Origin of the sequence: Paenibacillus sp. BSR1-1 (genome assembly GCF_030403775.1) — a bacterium.
In the GTDB taxonomy this organism is placed as follows: Bacteria; Bacillota; Bacilli; order Bacillales; family Cytobacillaceae; genus Neobacillus.
Genome location: NZ_JAQMWQ010000013.1, coordinates 58997 through 74844, shown reverse-complemented (window position 1 = coordinate 74844; position 15848 = coordinate 58997). Strand labels below are relative to the sequence as shown.

At 45.6% G+C, this 15848-nt stretch carries 16 protein-coding genes; 13 read left to right on the top strand and 3 right to left on the bottom strand.

From position 1 onward, the window contains the following. Positions 1-93: 93 nt before the first annotated feature. The 12 genes from PH210_RS17840 to nuoN all read left to right on the top strand — a co-directional run bounded on the left by PH210_RS17840 (position 94) and on the right by nuoN (position 12888). A complete protein-coding gene (locus PH210_RS17840; RefSeq protein ID WP_289987452.1) occupies positions 94-1428 on the top strand; it encodes an aminotransferase family protein in 1335 nt (444 codons plus the stop codon). Between the two features lie 686 nt (positions 1429-2114). Beyond that, positions 2115-2489, top strand: coding sequence for an NADH-quinone oxidoreductase subunit A (locus tag PH210_RS17835; RefSeq protein WP_289987451.1), 375 nt, complete (start codon positions 2115-2117; stop codon positions 2487-2489). Beyond that, the gene (locus PH210_RS17830; RefSeq protein WP_223594862.1) at positions 2480-2989 is read left to right on the top strand and encodes a NuoB/complex I 20 kDa subunit family protein; all 510 of its coding nucleotides are present in this window, start codon (positions 2480-2482) and stop codon (positions 2987-2989) included. Before PH210_RS17835 ends, PH210_RS17830 begins: the two co-directional genes overlap by 10 nt. Before the next feature lie 3 nt (positions 2990-2992). Next, the gene (locus tag PH210_RS17825; RefSeq protein ID WP_289987449.1) at positions 2993-4477 is read left to right on the top strand and encodes an NADH-quinone oxidoreductase subunit C; all 1485 of its coding nucleotides are present in this window, start codon (positions 2993-2995) and stop codon (positions 4475-4477) included. A 3-nt stretch (positions 4478-4480) separates the two neighbouring features. Further along, on the top strand, positions 4481-5581 hold the full coding sequence (locus PH210_RS17820; RefSeq protein WP_289987448.1) for an NADH-quinone oxidoreductase subunit D: 1101 nt from the start codon (positions 4481-4483) through the stop codon (positions 5579-5581). After that, on the top strand, positions 5581-6585 hold the full coding sequence (gene nuoH / locus PH210_RS17815; protein ID WP_289987446.1) for an NADH-quinone oxidoreductase subunit NuoH: 1005 nt from the start codon (positions 5581-5583) through the stop codon (positions 6583-6585). Before PH210_RS17820 ends, nuoH begins: the two co-directional genes overlap by 1 nt. Before the next feature lie 93 nt (positions 6586-6678). Beyond that, positions 6679-7098: an NADH-quinone oxidoreductase subunit NuoI gene (gene nuoI / locus PH210_RS17810; RefSeq protein WP_223594858.1), complete on the top strand. Its 420-nt coding sequence runs from the start codon at positions 6679-6681 to the stop codon at positions 7096-7098. Then, positions 7095-7613: an NADH-quinone oxidoreductase subunit J gene (locus tag PH210_RS17805; protein ID WP_289987443.1), complete on the top strand. Its 519-nt coding sequence runs from the start codon at positions 7095-7097 to the stop codon at positions 7611-7613. The genes nuoI and PH210_RS17805 overlap by 4 nt, the downstream gene beginning before the upstream one ends. Next, the gene (gene nuoK / locus PH210_RS17800) at positions 7610-7924 is read left to right on the top strand and encodes an NADH-quinone oxidoreductase subunit NuoK (RefSeq protein ID WP_223594854.1); all 315 of its coding nucleotides are present in this window, start codon (positions 7610-7612) and stop codon (positions 7922-7924) included. The genes PH210_RS17805 and nuoK overlap by 4 nt, the downstream gene beginning before the upstream one ends. Positions 7925-7996: 72 nt before the next feature. Then, positions 7997-9868, top strand: coding sequence for an NADH-quinone oxidoreductase subunit L (gene nuoL / locus PH210_RS17795; protein ID WP_289987437.1), 1872 nt, complete (start codon positions 7997-7999; stop codon positions 9866-9868). Next, positions 9865-11370, top strand: a complete 1506-nt coding sequence (locus PH210_RS17790) for an NADH-quinone oxidoreductase subunit M (RefSeq protein WP_289987434.1) — start codon at positions 9865-9867, stop codon at positions 11368-11370. The genes nuoL and PH210_RS17790 overlap by 4 nt, the downstream gene beginning before the upstream one ends. Before the next feature lie 6 nt (positions 11371-11376). After that, the gene (nuoN, locus tag PH210_RS17785) at positions 11377-12888 is read left to right on the top strand and encodes an NADH-quinone oxidoreductase subunit NuoN (protein WP_289987433.1); all 1512 of its coding nucleotides are present in this window, start codon (positions 11377-11379) and stop codon (positions 12886-12888) included. An 88-nt stretch (positions 12889-12976) separates the two neighbouring features. On the opposite strand, the gene PH210_RS17780 is transcribed toward nuoN, so the two are convergent. The 3 genes from PH210_RS17780 to PH210_RS17770 all read right to left on the bottom strand — a co-directional run bounded on the left by PH210_RS17780 (position 12977) and on the right by PH210_RS17770 (position 14099). Next, a complete protein-coding gene (locus tag PH210_RS17780; protein ID WP_289987430.1) occupies positions 12977-13612 on the bottom strand; it encodes a YflT domain-containing protein in 636 nt (211 codons plus the stop codon). Positions 13613-13673: 61 nt separating this feature from the next. After that, entirely contained in the window at positions 13674-13844 is a 171-nt protein-coding gene (locus PH210_RS17775) for a CsbD family protein (protein WP_289987428.1), read from the bottom strand. A 15-nt stretch (positions 13845-13859) separates the two neighbouring features. Then, entirely contained in the window at positions 13860-14099 is a 240-nt protein-coding gene (locus tag PH210_RS17770) for a hypothetical protein (protein ID WP_289987427.1), read from the bottom strand. A gap of 203 nt (positions 14100-14302) precedes the next feature. On the opposite strand from PH210_RS17770, the gene PH210_RS17765 reads away from it, so the two are divergent. Next, positions 14303-15802, top strand: a complete 1500-nt coding sequence (locus PH210_RS17765) for a mechanosensitive ion channel (protein WP_289987424.1) — start codon at positions 14303-14305, stop codon at positions 15800-15802. Positions 15803-15848: the final 46 nt, after the last annotated feature.

Here is a 15848-nt window from a genome sequence, read left to right as displayed (position 1 = left end):
GTTCCCTGAAAAAGCGATTTTTCAGGCAGAAAAAGTTGGCATGCTTTTTGCATAAATAAAAGTAAATCAATTTTTAAAAAGGGAGTCATTCAAATGGAAAGCTACGTACGTGAATTAGAAGAATTAGATAAAAAGCATTTTTTACATCCGACTTCACCAATCCAGCAGCAGCAGGCTGATGGCCCCGGCTTTATTTTTACAAAAGGTGAAGGTGTATTTTTAGAAGATATCAAAGGAAATAGGGTTATAGATGGCATGTCTTCTTTGTGGAATGTGAACATTGGGCATGGCCGGGAGGAAATCGGAAAAACAGCGATGGAACAGATGTCCAAATTAGCGTTTAACTCTTGTTTTTCAACCTACAGCAATGAACCAGCCATTCGCTTGGCAGCGAAGCTGGCAGAAATCGCACCCGGGGATTTAACGGCAACGTTTTTTACTTCAGGAGGTTCGGAATCGAATGATACGGCATATAAGCTTGCCCGGCATTATTGGATATTAAAAGGCCGGCCGGAAAAGAAGAAAATCATCACGAGAACGAAATCCTACCATGGGGTAGCAATGGGGGCAACGAGTGCAACCGGTTTAAAGCCGTTCCGGGATTTTACGAACTCATTAGCTCCTGACTTTTATTATGTGGATCATTTTTCAACGTCCGCATTACGCGAACTTATAGAAATAGAAGGCGCTGACACCATTGCCGCTTTTGTCGCTGAACCAGTTCAGGGTGCTGGCGGCGTTCATATCGCACCTGAACACTATTTCAAAGAGATCCGGGAGATTTGCGACCAGTACGGGATATTATGGATTACCGATGAAGTGATAACCGGATTTGGACGGACAGGCACCTATTTTGGAATCGAACATTATGGCGTTGTGCCAGATATGATGTGCTTTGCAAAAGGAGTAACAAGCGGCTATGCCCAGCTTGGAGGTGTGATGATTTCGGAAAAAATGCACCGGGATTTTAAAGAGCTCTCCACAGGCACATTATTGCATGGGTATACGTACAGCGGCCATGCGATGGCCTGCAGTGTGGCTTTGAAAAATCTTGAAATCATCGAACGTGAAAATTTGATTGAAAATGCGAAGCAAATGGGAGCAGAAATGCTGGCCGGATTTAAACAGCTGCAAAGCAAACATAGCATGATTGGTGAAGTTAGGGCCTTAGGTCTTATGGGGGCTATTGAAATTGTGAAAGATCGGCAGACAAACGAGCGTTTCACCACTCCGCTCTCTTCACTGATTGTTTCGGAAGCGGCTAAAAGGGGAGTGGTAGTCCGTGCCGTCGTATTTGATGGCCAGGACACGATTGTATTTGCCCCGCCATTAATTATTAATCAAGAAGAAATGGCACAAATGATGAAGATTTTATCAGAGACCTTATCGGCAGTTGAAAACACCATTAAGCAGGGCGAAGGTGTATAATATCCGTTGAGGAAAAGAAGCTGGATATATTTAATTGGAATTAGTTATTTATAAGGGATCGGGCCAGGCGTTTAGCCTGGCATTTTTTTGTTCATGAAAAGCCGATTTTTGAATAGGATTGTAGGGGAAGGGTTGGCCGAGTGGAGATTGTTCTAAAAACGTTTAAAATAGGTGAACTATTAATGACAAATCTCACTGTTTAAAATCTTATTTTGGTGTTTAATAGGTGTTGTTGTCGAATTCCTTAGGGGTTCTTACGAACTCTATGCTAGGCACGTCATCTTCCGCTTCAGATCACGTGCAACTTGTTCCTTCGGTACATAAGCATGTGCCAATTCGCTCTTGCGTCATCTCTGGGGCAATTCAGGGAGCAATTCAGCGAGATCACGCAAACGCTCAAAGGGTGGGGACCCCTGTCGACTGACTAGTTCAGTTGTAAATTGGAAATCTACCGCCATGTGCTCACGCACATTGCGCTTCCGCTAACGCTGCAGCTTGCAAAAATTCCCCAATTTAAGGCCTTTTTGAGAGCGAGCTCCCCAGGCCTTAAATTGGGAAATTTTCGCGGCGGTAGACTTCCAATATTTATAAATAAGGCTTGTCGACAGGGGTTTGTAACAATGCTATAATGAATTCGGTTACAATATTCATAAGTATGAAAATTTTCAACATTGGAGGGGATAGACATGGAACTTTTGAATGTATATCAGAATAATTATCTGATAGTTTTTGTGTTCCTATGTCTTGGGGTGTTGCTGCCGGTGGTGGCATTATTTTTAGGTAAGCTTCTGCGTCCGCATAAACCTGATGATGCGAAGTATACCACATATGAGAGCGGTATTGAGCCTTTTCACGATTCCCGTGTACAGTTCAATGTCCGCTATTATATTTTTGCCCTAATGTTTGTAATTTTTGATGTAGAGACGGTGTTTTTATATCCATGGGCGGTGGCCTATGATAAGTTAGGACTATTTGCATTAGTCGAAATGTTAATTTTCGTGGTTATGCTGGTAATCGGCTTAATCTACGCATGGAAAAAGAAGGTGCTAAAATGGATCTAAAATTGGACCTTTCACCAGAAGAAATGAAAGAATTAGAACGTAATGTATTTTTCGCGACGCTGGAGCAAATTAAGGCATGGGCTCGAAGTAATTCTTTGTGGCCAATGACATTTGGTCTGGCTTGTTGTGCGATTGAGATGATGGGCGTGGGCGGCGCGAACTATGACTTGGACCGTTTTGGTTCATTTTTCCGTACATCGCCAAGACAGTCAGATTGCATGATTGTGTCTGGTACGGTGACGAAGAAAATGGCGCCGATTGTAAAACGTTTGTATGATCAAATGCCGGAGCCGAAGTGGGTTATTGCGATGGGGTCTTGTGCAACTGCAGGCGGACCGTATATCAAGTCGTATTCCGTTGTTAAGGGAGTCGATCAGATCGTTCCTGTTGATGTGTATATTCCGGGATGCCCGCCGAACCCAGCGGCATTAATTTATGGAATTAATAAGTTAAAGGAAAAGATTCGCTATGAGGCGAAGACTGGGAAGAAGGTGATCTAACCGATGAGCGGGGAAAAGGATCTCGATCAATTAAAGAAAGAGGCGGCTGAGAAAGCTAAGGCTGCGGCACTGGCAAAGCGTCAGGCGAAGGCGGCAGGGGAAGCGGCGCCGAAACCGGCAACGGAAGCACCAAAGCCACCAGCAGATGAGGCACCTAAATCAACAGCACCAGCTTCATCTGGCGGAGATGCCGATGATTTAGCAAAGAAAAAAGCCGCGGCGGCAGCGAAGGCGAAGGCAGCTGCACTAGCAAAGAAAAAGCGTGAAGGCATTGTGGATGAGCCAGCTGCACCGGCAGCCGAAGCACAAGTGCCGGCAGAAGAGACGGCCGCACCGCAGGCCTCATCGAACGACGCTGATGATCTTGCCAGGAGAAAAGCAGAAGCCGTAGCGAAAGCCAAAGCGGCAGCAGCGGCGAAACGGAAAGCGATGGAGCAGGCAGGCGGAGAAGCCCCAGCGGCCGAAACCGTGGCTGATGAAGGCGCTGACGACTTAGCGAAGAAAAAAGCTGCAGCCGTAGCGAAAGCCAAAGCAGCGGCAGCGGCGAAACGAAAAGCGATGGAGCTAGCAGGCGGAGAAGCCCCAGCAGCCGAAACCGTGGCTGATGAAGGTGCTGACGACTTAGCGAAGAAAAAAGCAGCGGCTGTAGCGAAAGCCAAAGCAGCGGCAGCGGCAAAACGGAAAGCGATGGAGCTAGCAGGCGGCGATGCACCAGCGGGCGATACGGGTGAAAGTGCACCAGCAGGTGATGATGCGAAAGCAAAGGCGGCAGCAGCAGCGAAAGCCAAAGCAGCGGCAGCAGCCAAAGCGAAGGCAGCAGCAGCGGCAAAGGCGAAAGCAGCCGTATCGGGTGGCGATACAGGAGCGGACGCAACTGATGATGAAAAAGCAAAAGCAAAGGCAGCAGCAGTAGCGAAGGCCAAAGCAGCGGCAGCAGCGAAAGCCAAAGCAGCAGCGGCAGGGAAAGCGGACGATACAGCGCCAGCCCCATCAGAAACCGCAGCACTGTCAGTCAATCAGCCGTTTTTAGATAAATATGTGAAGGTAATAACCGAAAATCTGGGTGACGATGTTTTAGAAGATTCTTATATTAATAAACTATCCAAGGATGTTCCGACCCTTGTGGCAAAGCGCGATACATATTATAAGCTGGCTCAATTTTTAAAATATAATGAGCTTCTTGGATTTGATTATCTCTCTGAGCTGCACGGAACGGATTTCGAGACACATATGGAAGTATATGTTCACTTATTCTCATATAAAAATCGCCAATCGTTGGCGTTAAAAGTGAAGATTGACCGTGATGAACCAACAATTGAATCCTTGCAGCCGATTTGGGCTGGAGCCAACTGGCCTGAATGTGAGGCATATGACTTATTAGGAATTAAGTTTACCGGACACCCGGATTTGCATCGGATTTTGCTTGGAGAAGAATGGGTTGGCCATCCACTGCGTAAAGATTATGAACCGTATGATGTGGAGGTGTAGCGGGTGATCAGAACAGAAGAAATGCTATTAAACGTTGGGCCGCAGCACCCGAGTACGCATGGAGTATTCCGGCTTGTAGTTAAAATCGATGGCGAGATCATAACGGAAGCAAAACCTGTCATCGGTTACTTGCACCGCGGTACAGAAAAATTGGCCGAGAATTTGCAATACACACAAATTATTCCTTATACCGACCGGATGGACTATTTGTCAGCGATGACGAATAACTATGTCATTTGTCATGCGGTCGAAACGATGATGGGGATTCAAGTTCCGGAACGAGCGGACTTCCTTCGTGTCATGGCAATGGAATTGGGACGTATCGCAAGCCACTTAGTGGCATGGGGTACTTATTTGCTTGACCTTGGTGCGACGAGCCCGTTCATCTATGCATTCCGTGACCGTGAAATGATTATCAATATGCTCAATGAACTTTCAGGAGCGCGCTTGACCTTCAACTATATGCGTGTTGGCGGCGTAAAGTGGGATGCTCCGGAAGGCTGGGTGGAAAAAGTACGGGATTTTGTTCCCTATTTGCGCGAGCAAGTCAAAGGCTATCATGATCTTGTCACCGGAAATGAAATTTTCCTTGACCGGGTAACGGGTGTAGGAAGATACACAAAAGAGGACGCGATTAACTATTCGTTGAGCGGTCCAAACCTTCGCTGTACCGGCGTGAAGTGGGACCTTCGTAAAGATGAGCCATATTCCATTTATGACCGATTTGATTTTGACGTGGTCACCGAGGAAAGCGGAGACTGCCTGGCCCGCTATAAAGTGCGCATGGGCGAGGTTTCACAATCATTAAATATCCTTGAGCAGGCATGTGAACAATTCCCTGCGGAAGGTGAAATTTTAGCAAAAGTACCGAAAATCATTAAAGCGCCTAAAGGTGAAGCGTTTGTCAGAATCGAGTCACCACGCGGAGAAATTGGCTGTTATATCTCAAGCGACGGCAAAAAAGAACCGTATCGCCTGAAGTTTAGAAGACCATCATTCTATAACCTGCAAATTCTCCCGAAATTACTCGTAGGCGAAAATATTGCAAACCTGATTGCTATATTAGGGGCAGTTGATATTGTCCTTGGGGAGGTGGACGGTTAATGGTACAAGATCTACTCCATTCAAGTCCAGGTTTGGCCAACTTTGCAATCTTCTTTTTACTAGGGGTTGTCTTGCTGTTAGTCGTATTAGGCTTCGTAACATATGGGATTTTAGCCGAGCGGAAGGTCATGGGTTACATGCAGCTCCGCCACGGTCCAAACCAGCTTGGCGGTAACTGGGGCTTATTGCAGACCGTCGCTGACGTTTTGAAGCTTTTACTAAAAGAAGACATTATTCCGAAACTGGCAGACCGTCCGTTATTTATCCTGGCGCCAGTCATTGCCTTTGCCCCGTCCTTCATGGTACTGGCAACGATTCCGTTTACTGATAAGTTTCAATTTGCGGATATCGGGGTGGGCTTGCTTTATTACATTGCGGTTTCTGGTTTGACAACCTTTGGTGCCTTGCTTGGCGGATGGGGCTCCAATAACAAGTACGCCCTTTTAGGCGGCGCACGGGCAGCAGCACAGATGATTTCATACGAAATCCCGCTTGTTATGTCCGTTCTTGGTGTCATTCTATTATCAGGAAGCTTAAATTTAAATGATATCGTCCATGCGCAAAAGGGCGGCTGGTTCATCCTGCTGCAGCCGATTGGCTTTATTGTGTTTTTTATTGCTTCGGTTGCCGAATTAAACCGGACGCCGTTTGACTTGCCGGAAGCGGAATCCGAGCTTGTTGCAGGATTTCACGTTGAATACTCCGGATTCCGCTTTGCCTTCTTTATGCTGGCGGAGTATGTGTATCTATTTGCCATGTCGGCCCTGATTACAGTCGTTTTCCTAGGCGGCTGGCTGCCGCCATTTGCGTTCCTTGGCTTTATTCCAGGTGCGGTATGGTTCTCACTTAAGTTCTGTGTGGTTATCTTTGTATACTTGTGGCTCCGCAGTACGCTGCCGCGTTTCCGCGTTGACCGTTTAATGGAGTTCGGCTGGAAAGTGCTGCTTCCAGTGGCGCTAGGAAACATCTTCCTGACAGCCTTGATCAAATCATTATTTTTCTAAAAAGATATCATTAGATCGTGTTCGAAAGGTCGTATCGCCTAGCGATACGCTGGCTGCAATCACAATTTTTAAAAGGTAAAAGGGGTGAAAAACGTGCTTGGAATAGCAAAAGGCTTGAAATATACCCTAAAACAATTATCACGCGAAAAAGTCACTTATGACTATCCAAATAAGCCGCTACCACTGCCGGACCGTTTCCGCGGGATTCAGAAGTTTTATCCGGAAAAGTGTATTGTGTGCAATCAATGTATGAACATTTGTCCGACTGAATGTATCAACCTGACAGGTAAAAAACATCCCGATCCGGCGAAAAAGGGGAAAATCATCGATACGTATGACATCAATTTCGAGATTTGCATCCTTTGTGACCTATGTACGGAAGTTTGTCCGACAGAAGCAATTATCATGACGAATAATTTCGAGCTCGCTGAATACAGCCGCGATATGTTATTTAAAAACCTCGAATGGTTGGATGAAAACGACGAAAACATACGGAAGGAGAATAAAGCATGACCTTCTCAGGCGAATTTCTCGCTTTTATGGGGCTCGCACTTGTGGCGATCATCGGCGGCGTGCTTCTTTTGAACCTTACCAGAGTTGTTCATATGGTCGTTGCCCTCATCTTCACGTTCGTAGCGATTGCCGGAATTTATGTGCTGCTTTCCGCGGAATTTGTCGCGGCTGTGCAAATCTTAATTTATTCCGGTGCCATTACGATCATTATGCTGTTTGGCATCATGTTAACAAGGCATAACGATGAAAGTGAATCAAAAGCAGGCAAATGGAGAAAGTTCCTTCTATTTTTAGGCATTTTGGGCTTCGCCATTGCCGTTTATCTTGGCATTTACAATTTCAATATCGATCAAGTTCCGACCACCTTGCATGAAAATAACACCATGCAAATCGGGCAGGCACTGTACTCAAAACATATTATTCCATTTGAGTTAGTCTCTGTTTTACTTTTAGTTGCGTTGGTTGGTTCCATTGTCTTGGCGAAAAAAGAGGATAAGGAGGCGGATAAGGAATGAGTTCAGTTCCCGCTTCAGCCTTCTTGGCACTAGCACTGATTTTATTTTGCATCGGCTTATACGGTGCATTGACGAAGAGAAACACGGTTATCGTACTTATTTCGATCGAATTAATGCTGAACGCTGTAAACATTAACCTGGTAACCTTCAGCAAATACGGCATGGCGCCATCGATTACAGGCCAAATCTTTGCCTTGTTCGCAATCAGCGTTGCCGCAGCGGAGGCAGCGGTCGGTCTTGCGATTCTTATCGCACTCTACCGCACTAAGAAAACCGTCAACATCGACGAAATGGACACAATGAAAAATTAAAAAAACCTTGGTGCCAGTCGCTTTCCCTCGGATTTGACAAATTCGGGTGGTGACAGGCACGGATAGGAGAAAATGATGGAAAATGCATGGCTTATACCGCTTTTCCCGCTAATATCGTTTTTGATCCTTCTTCTATTCGGTAAGCGATTGAAGGAAGCAAGTGCGTATGTAGGGATTCTGCTTACGCTGGCATCGCTTATTTATTCGATTTTAGTGTTATTTGAGCGCTTTTCAGAGCCAACCTACGTCACGAAGTTTGACTGGCTCACGATAGGAGATTTTCATCTAACAGCGGGCTTTGAAGTGAATCAATTAAATGCATTAATGCTGTTTATCGTATCGCTCGTCAGTTTCTTGGTACATACCTATTCCAAGGGTTATATGCACGGAGACGAGCGCTTTCATGTCTTTTATGCTTACTTAGGATTATTTACCTTTGCCATGCTTGGTCTAGTGATTTCGCCAAACCTGCTGCAAACGTATATCTTCTGGGAACTTGTAGGTGTCGGTTCCTTCCTACTAATCGGTTTCTATTTCTACAAAGAAGAAGCAAAGGCGGCTGCGAAAAAGGCGTTTATCATGACCCGTATCGGGGACGTTGGCCTGTTTATCGGCATGGCGCTGCTCTTCTGGCAAACAAAGAGCTTTGAATACAGTGATATTTTTGCGGCTGTTGACGCTGGACAGGTGTCAGGCACGATGATCACGTTGACGGCGATTCTGATTTTCATCGGTGCAGTTGGTAAATCGGGTCAGTTCCCGCTCCACACATGGCTTCCAGATGCGATGGAAGGTCCAACACCTGTTTCGGCGTTAATCCACGCAGCGACAATGGTTGCCGCTGGGGTATACTTGGTTGCGTCACTGTTCCCATTGTTCTCAGCAAGCCATACTGCACTTATGACTGTTGCCGTTATCGGCGGATTCACAGCTATTTTTGCGGCAAGCATCGGTCTTGTGCAAACGGATATTAAAAGAGTTCTTGCTTATTCAACTGTCAGCCAGCTTGGCTATATGATGCTCGCGCTTGGTTCCGCGGGTTATGTAGCTGGTGTGTTCCACCTAATGACACATGCGTTCTTCAAGGCACTCTTGTTCTTGGCTGCCGGTTCTGTCATTCATGCAGTACACACGCAGGATATCGAAGAAATGGGCGGGCTTTGGAAAAAGCTTAAGCTCACTGGACCATTATTTCTAATCGGAACACTTGCAATCAGCGGTGTGCCGTTATTATCCGGTTTCTTCAGTAAAGACGAAATTTTAGCAGCGGCCTGGGAAGGCGGACATCCAGTTCTTTTCGTCCTTGCTTTAGTCGCAGCATTCTTTACGGCATTCTATATGTTCCGCTTGTTCTTCATGGTTTTCACTGGTGAAGCACGCGGCAATCAGAAACATGTTCACGAGTCACCCTCTGTGATGACCTTCCCAATGATCATCCTTGGTGTTCTAGCGGTAGTTGCTGGTTATGTGAACACACCTTGGTTTGGCACCTTCCTGGGCGACTGGCTCGTTGACGGAAACGAAGCCCTAGCGGCACACGGACACCATGAAGGTCCCGTTTGGATTATGATTCTAGCAACCGTCGTTTCCTTGCTCGGAATCTACCTAGCTTGGTTAATTTACGGAAAACGCTCTGTTTCCCGCAACTGGCTGAGCGGCAGCGGCGACATGCTGCATACCGTTCTACTAAACAAATATTACGTCGACGAATTCTATCAACTGACCATCGTCGCAATTACAAAAGGAATCAGCTACTTCCTGCGTTTCATCGATACCTTCCTTGTTGAAGGCATCGTCAAAGGCATAACCGGCTTTGTCCAAGGACTTGGAGCAACAGGTTCAAAAATGCAATCCGGTCAGGTACAGACGTACGGAGCAGTGGCGTTTATCGGACTGGCGTTACTTGCCGTCATCTATGCATTAACAGGGGGGTACTTAAGATGAACTTACATGCCATTCTTTCAATCCTAGTATTCTCCCCTTTACTAGGTATCGCCGTGTTAGCGCTCATGCCAAAAGATCAGGAAAAATCGATCAAATTGGTCGGCTTCTTGGCTACCCTGCCGGCATTGCTGATATCGCTGGCAGCTTATGCCCACTATCTAGCAGGTAAGCATTTGAGTGATTTTTCCGTGTCAGTGGAATGGATTCATTTCCGCGGCATGAATGTCGAGGCGCCATACTTCGCTGTTAACTATGAGCTGGCATTAAGCGGCTTCCAGCTGCTGTTAGTAGTACTTACTGCGGTAGTGGCAACGCTCGCGTCGATTGCGGCCCGTTATGTGAAAAAAGAATGGAAAGGCTTCTTCATGCTGTTCCTTCTATTAGAAGTAGGCATGCTTGGCGTGTTCACAGCGGAAAACTTAATTCTATTCTTCATTTTCTTCGAGGTTACACTCATTCCGACGTTCTTCTTAATCGGAAAATGGGGTTATTTTGAAAGAGAAAAAGCAGCCTACAGCTTCTTGATCTATAATGGTTTGGGCTCTGCGGTTCTTCTAATCGTGATCATGATTCTGTTTGCCAAAACAGGCACAACGAATATCAATATTTTAAAAGATATTCTGGCAGACCCAAGTGCACCGGTTTCAGGAGACTTAAAGCTTGGCCTCCTCATCGCACTCTTGGTGGCTTTTGGAGTCAAATTACCGATTTTTCCATTGCACAGCTGGATGCTGCGCGTGCACGTACAAGCACCGGTTCCGACTGTTATGATTCACTCTGGTATTCTTTTAAAAATTGGTGCGTACGGATTAATCCGTTTTGGAATGGGACTTTTCCCCGAGCAGTTTGACACTCTTTCGACGCTGATTGCGGTCCTTGGGGTGATAAACCTTCTCTACGGGGCGTTCCTTGCGTTCATTCAAACAGACTTTAAAATGGTTTTGGCTTACTCGTCGATTTCTCATATGGGAATCGTCCTCATCGGACTTGCGGCAATGAATGAGGCCGGGGTTCAGGGAGCGATTTTCCAAGTGATTTCACACGGTTTAATTTCGGCTTTATTGTTCTTCATAGTAGGTGTGTTATACGAACGCACCGATACATCTTTGATTGGAAACCTTGGCGGAATGGCGAAGGGAATGCCGGTTGCGGCAGGCTTCCTTTTAGCAGGAGCAATGGCCTCACTTGGTCTTCCAGGTATGTCCGGCTTTGTCAGCGAATTCATGGCGTTCCTAGGGCTTTTCAAAGAAATGCCTTGGCTTGCGGCCGTTGGTACGATCGGCATCATAATGACGGCAGCGTACTTGCTTCGCGCCGTGCTTGGCATGACGTTTGGCAAGTCACACCGCGAATTTACCGGCGTTGTTGACCTGAAAGGCGTTGAGTTCGTGCCAGTGGTCGTTCTTATGTTGTTAATCGTGTTAATTGGTGTTTACCCAAGTGTTCTAAGCTCACCGCTTCAAGCCACACTTGAGACTATCATGCCAGGGCTGGGAGGGTGATGAAGGATGAGTTTTGAGACATTGAGTCAGTTTAACTGGAGTGTCATGACGCCGGAGTTCATCATCCTTGGTGTTGCTGCACTTCTTACCATTATGGATTTATTTATGCCGAAGGGGCAGGATCGCCGCATCCTCGGCTGGATTGGCATTGCGGCAATCGCGGCGGCAATGGTTTCCGTTGCAAGCTTAGCGGGCGGTGCGGTTGTTTCGATTTTGGATGATACCTTCCGCCTTGACAGTTTTGCGATTGCCTTTAAATTGCTGCTCCTTGGCGGTGCAGGACTGGTTATGTTCCTTGCCGTCAGCTATGAAGCAAAGGATGGCATGGAAGAGTACCGCGGCGAGTTTTACTATCTGTTCTTAACAGCACTGCTCGGTGCGATGTTCATGGCCTCTAGCGGTGATTTGATCACGTTATTTATCGGATTAGAATTGTTATCTGTTTCTTCTTATATTTTAGCGGGAATCCGCAAGCATAACCTAAAGTCGAACGAATCAGCAATGAAATACGTCATAAACGGCGGTATTTCCACTGCGATTACGTTGTTCGGGATGAGCTATGTGTACGGATTAACCGGATCTACAAATTTACTGGCGATTGCGCAAAGCCTGTCAGGTCTAACTGACGGCCAGCACGTTTACTTGCTTGGTTTATCATTTTTGATGATTTTCGTTGGTCTAGCGTTTAAATTGGCAGCAGCGCCGTTCCATATGTGGGCACCGGATGTCTACCAAGGTGCGCCGACACCGGTTACTGCGTTCCTAAGTGTTGTTTCCAAAACGGCTGGTTTTGTGATTGTCATCAGAATTCTGTTAACGGTATTTGGTGCTGCGACAACGAAGGGTCCAGGCTCTATGCCAATTTTGCTCGACATGCAGGACTATATCGCGTTTATCGCGGGAGCTACGATGATCATCGGTAACGTGGTGGCATTAAAGCAGTCGAACATTAAACGAATGTTTGCCTACTCCAGTATCGCCCATGCCGGCTATATCCTAGTGGCATTAACGTCCTTATCGTCCAATATGTTCTATTCCATCTGGTTCTACCTGCTTGCTTACTTGTTCATGAACCTTGGAGCATTTGCGGTAATCCAAATTGTGACAGAAAAGAATGGCTCGGCTAAGATTGCGGATTTTGCAGGCTTATACCGCCGGTCACCAGGTTTGGCTGTTGTGATGGGGATCTTATTGATTTCCTTGGCAGGCTTCCCGGGAACTGCCGGCTTTATCGGCAAATTAAACATCTTTATCGGGGCGTTTGCAGGTACTCCGCATTATGTACTAGCGTCAATCATGATTGCGACAACAGTCGTGTCTTATTTCTACTATTTCGGTGTGATGACACAAATCTTCTTCCGCCCGGCTGCAAATGAAGACAGGTTCAAGATTCCAGCAAGCATTCTTGTTGTCTTAATTGTCGCTGTCGTAGGAAGCGTGCTGTTCGGCGTTATGCCAAACATCGCATTAGATTTTATGAACAACAACTTAGACATCTTGGCTGATTTCTTTAGCTGAGGTTTAAGTGGTTAAATATAAGGGGTAATTGTTTGAAAAAGAAGAGGTTGGGGAGCCTCTTCTTTTTTTGTGGCTAAATGCCGTATGTTTATTTTTGAATAGGATCTGGGGTTTTATTTTCTTCCTTAAGCTCTCTCTCTGATTGTGACTGGTCCATTTCTTTGCCAAGCTTCCGCATTTCCTCCATGTTACGTGCCATCGACCCATTTTTTTCTTCTCTCAATGTCGAAGCATGCTCAATTTCTCTATCAGTGAGGTAATTTCGATCATTGATATCAGCGGTATGCCTTTTTTCAATCAAGACCAAGATTTTTCCTTCTTCCACGGAGTTTCCATAGTATTTTGCTTCATCATCCGGAATTCCCAGCCCTACCAGCGCTCCGGCTATTCCGCCAAGACCAGCCCCTGTTAACGCTCCAATTAAGGTTGCTGCCAGCGGACCTGCCGCGATGATTGGGCCAACACCAGGGATAGCAAGTGCACCAACTCCTACTAATAAACCGGTTACACCGCCGACGGTGCCTCCGGTAATGGCTCCAGTGGCCGCCGCATCTTCAGCAGATGCTCCTGTTTCATCGGTAACATGATTCACATGTTTAAGATTTTTCCCGATCACGGAGATTTCATCTTTACGGTATCCCTGCGCAATCAAATCCTCAACGGCTTCAATCGCTTCTTGTTCCGATGCGTAAACACCTGCAACCTTTTTTTCATGCTTGTCCATGTTTAGTTCCTCCTTTTAATGAATGTGTATATAGATTCTTAGAATTATGATGCCTTTGACATTATTTCGATAGATTTTCTTTTACCTTCCCATAGGACTCTCTTAATTTACCTTTTGCCTTATCCAGCTTACCTTCTGCCACCTTGGAATGATCATCGGTTAATCGGCCCATTTGCTCCTTCGCTTCTCCTTTTACCTGATCAAAATTTCCTTTTAACTCATCTTTATTCATTGAACGTTTCCTCCTTTAGTTTTTGTTATTTTCTTCCATTTTCGTCTCGACATTTTTCATTGCTTCCTTCATATTTTGCTTCGCATCCTCTACGGCGCCCTTGGCGTTATCCTTGGTATCCTGATCAAGCTGGTCCTTTTGCTCGCCGTCGCTGATCCCGTTATCTTGGTCCACTCCATCACCACAGCCGGCTAAACCACCAAAGGTTAATAAAGCGGCCAGTCCTCCCACGAGTAATCCCTTCTTCTGACCCATCCCTTTCAACTCCTTTTGTTGGTTTTATCGTGCACAGATTGTATTCCCATGGGAAAAAGATTTGAAACCTCCCTTTTTTGAAAATTAAATTCCTTCGACTATATGTCTCTGAAAAAATAGTTTTAGCTGCTTCAACTCGGGTGGTTTAAAAAAAAATATCGAGGGTATTACAGTTATCAACCAAGATAAAAGGAGATGAGTTCATGAATACACACGATATGATGCTAGGGTGGTACACCTACCTGGACAAGCTTCCAAACCTGCTATTTGCTCTTATTGTTCTGCTGATTGGCTGGATCATTGCCAAATTTATCGGGAAAGGGGTGGAGGCGGCCTTAAAGAAAACAAGCTTGGATAATAAGCTTTTTTCTAATTCCAGTAAGCGAAAATACTCTTCTGAAAAAATAGCAGGGAAAATTGTTTACTATCTTTTATTGGTTGTCGTTTGGATTATCTTTTTTAACATGCTGAGCTTGAACTTTATTGCGACGCCGCTTGTGGGAATGCTATCGGCGATAACCGGTGCGATTCCTAACCTTTTAAAAGCAGCATTAATTTTACTGCTTGCCTGGGCGGTGGCAACGCTCCTTCGTATGCTTTTTCATAAAGGGTCTGCTATGTTCCATTTACCAAGCCGATTAGTCGGCTGGAGGATGGCGGAATCGGAAACGAGTGCCCAAAATAAGATTAATAGTATCGCCAAAGCGCTGTTCTATTTTGTTCTTTTATTATTCTTGCCAGGTGTTTTGGGTGCACTGCAGCTGGAAGGGGTATCAGAGCCGGTTGCGGGAATTTTGTCAGGCCTGCTTTCCTTTATTCCGAAATTGTTTGCAGCCGCACTTATCGTATTGGTCGGCTGGCTGATTGCGAAAATCGTCCGTGATATTTTGACCAATTTTTTAAGCAGTATTGGGACTGAGAAATTGGGCGAACGTTTTGGACTAAAGATGGAAGGGACGAGCCTTTCCGTTATTGCAGGAAACATCGCGTTTATCTTAATCTTAATTCCAACGATCATCACTGCTTTGGAGAAACTAGATTTAAAAGGGGTTTCCGAACCAGCTGTTGCCATGCTTCATAACGTGGTCACACTGATTCCAAATATTGCAGTGGCCGTCATCCTGATTTTAGCTGGCATAACCTTGGGGAAATGGGTGGAAAAATTAGTCGCGCAAATGCTGTGGCGTTTACGTTTTGATCATTTGTTCCAACAAATGGGGATTGGCTCTGTTAAGCCTGAGCAATCCAAGTATAGTCTATCGAAAATTGTGGGATTGCTGGTAAAAATAGTTGTCGTTCTCTTATTTACGGTGGAAGCCCTGCAAATTGTCGGCCTCGACTTCCTAGTGACACTGGCAACCGGTGTGATTGCCTATTTACCAATGCTGTTTGCCGCCCTTGTAATCTTGGGAATTGGATTATATGTTGGAAATTTAGTAGAACGCATTTTGCAAAACATTTTAAAGAACACTTACTCCAGAACTTTAGCGGCGATCGCCAAATATACGATATTTACGATTACTGTCTTTATGGCATTAGACCAAATTGGTGTGGCCCATTCAATTGTCAATGCTGCCTTCATCCTTGTTTTAGGCGGATTAACCTTAGCATTTGGTCTGTCATTTGGTCTTGGCGGCAGAGATTTTGCATCCAAGTATTTGCGGAAGCTGGACAATAAAATAGATCAAAATAATAGAATATAAGAGTTCAAGAAAAAATAGCAATCCTTGATTGGATTGCTATTTTTTT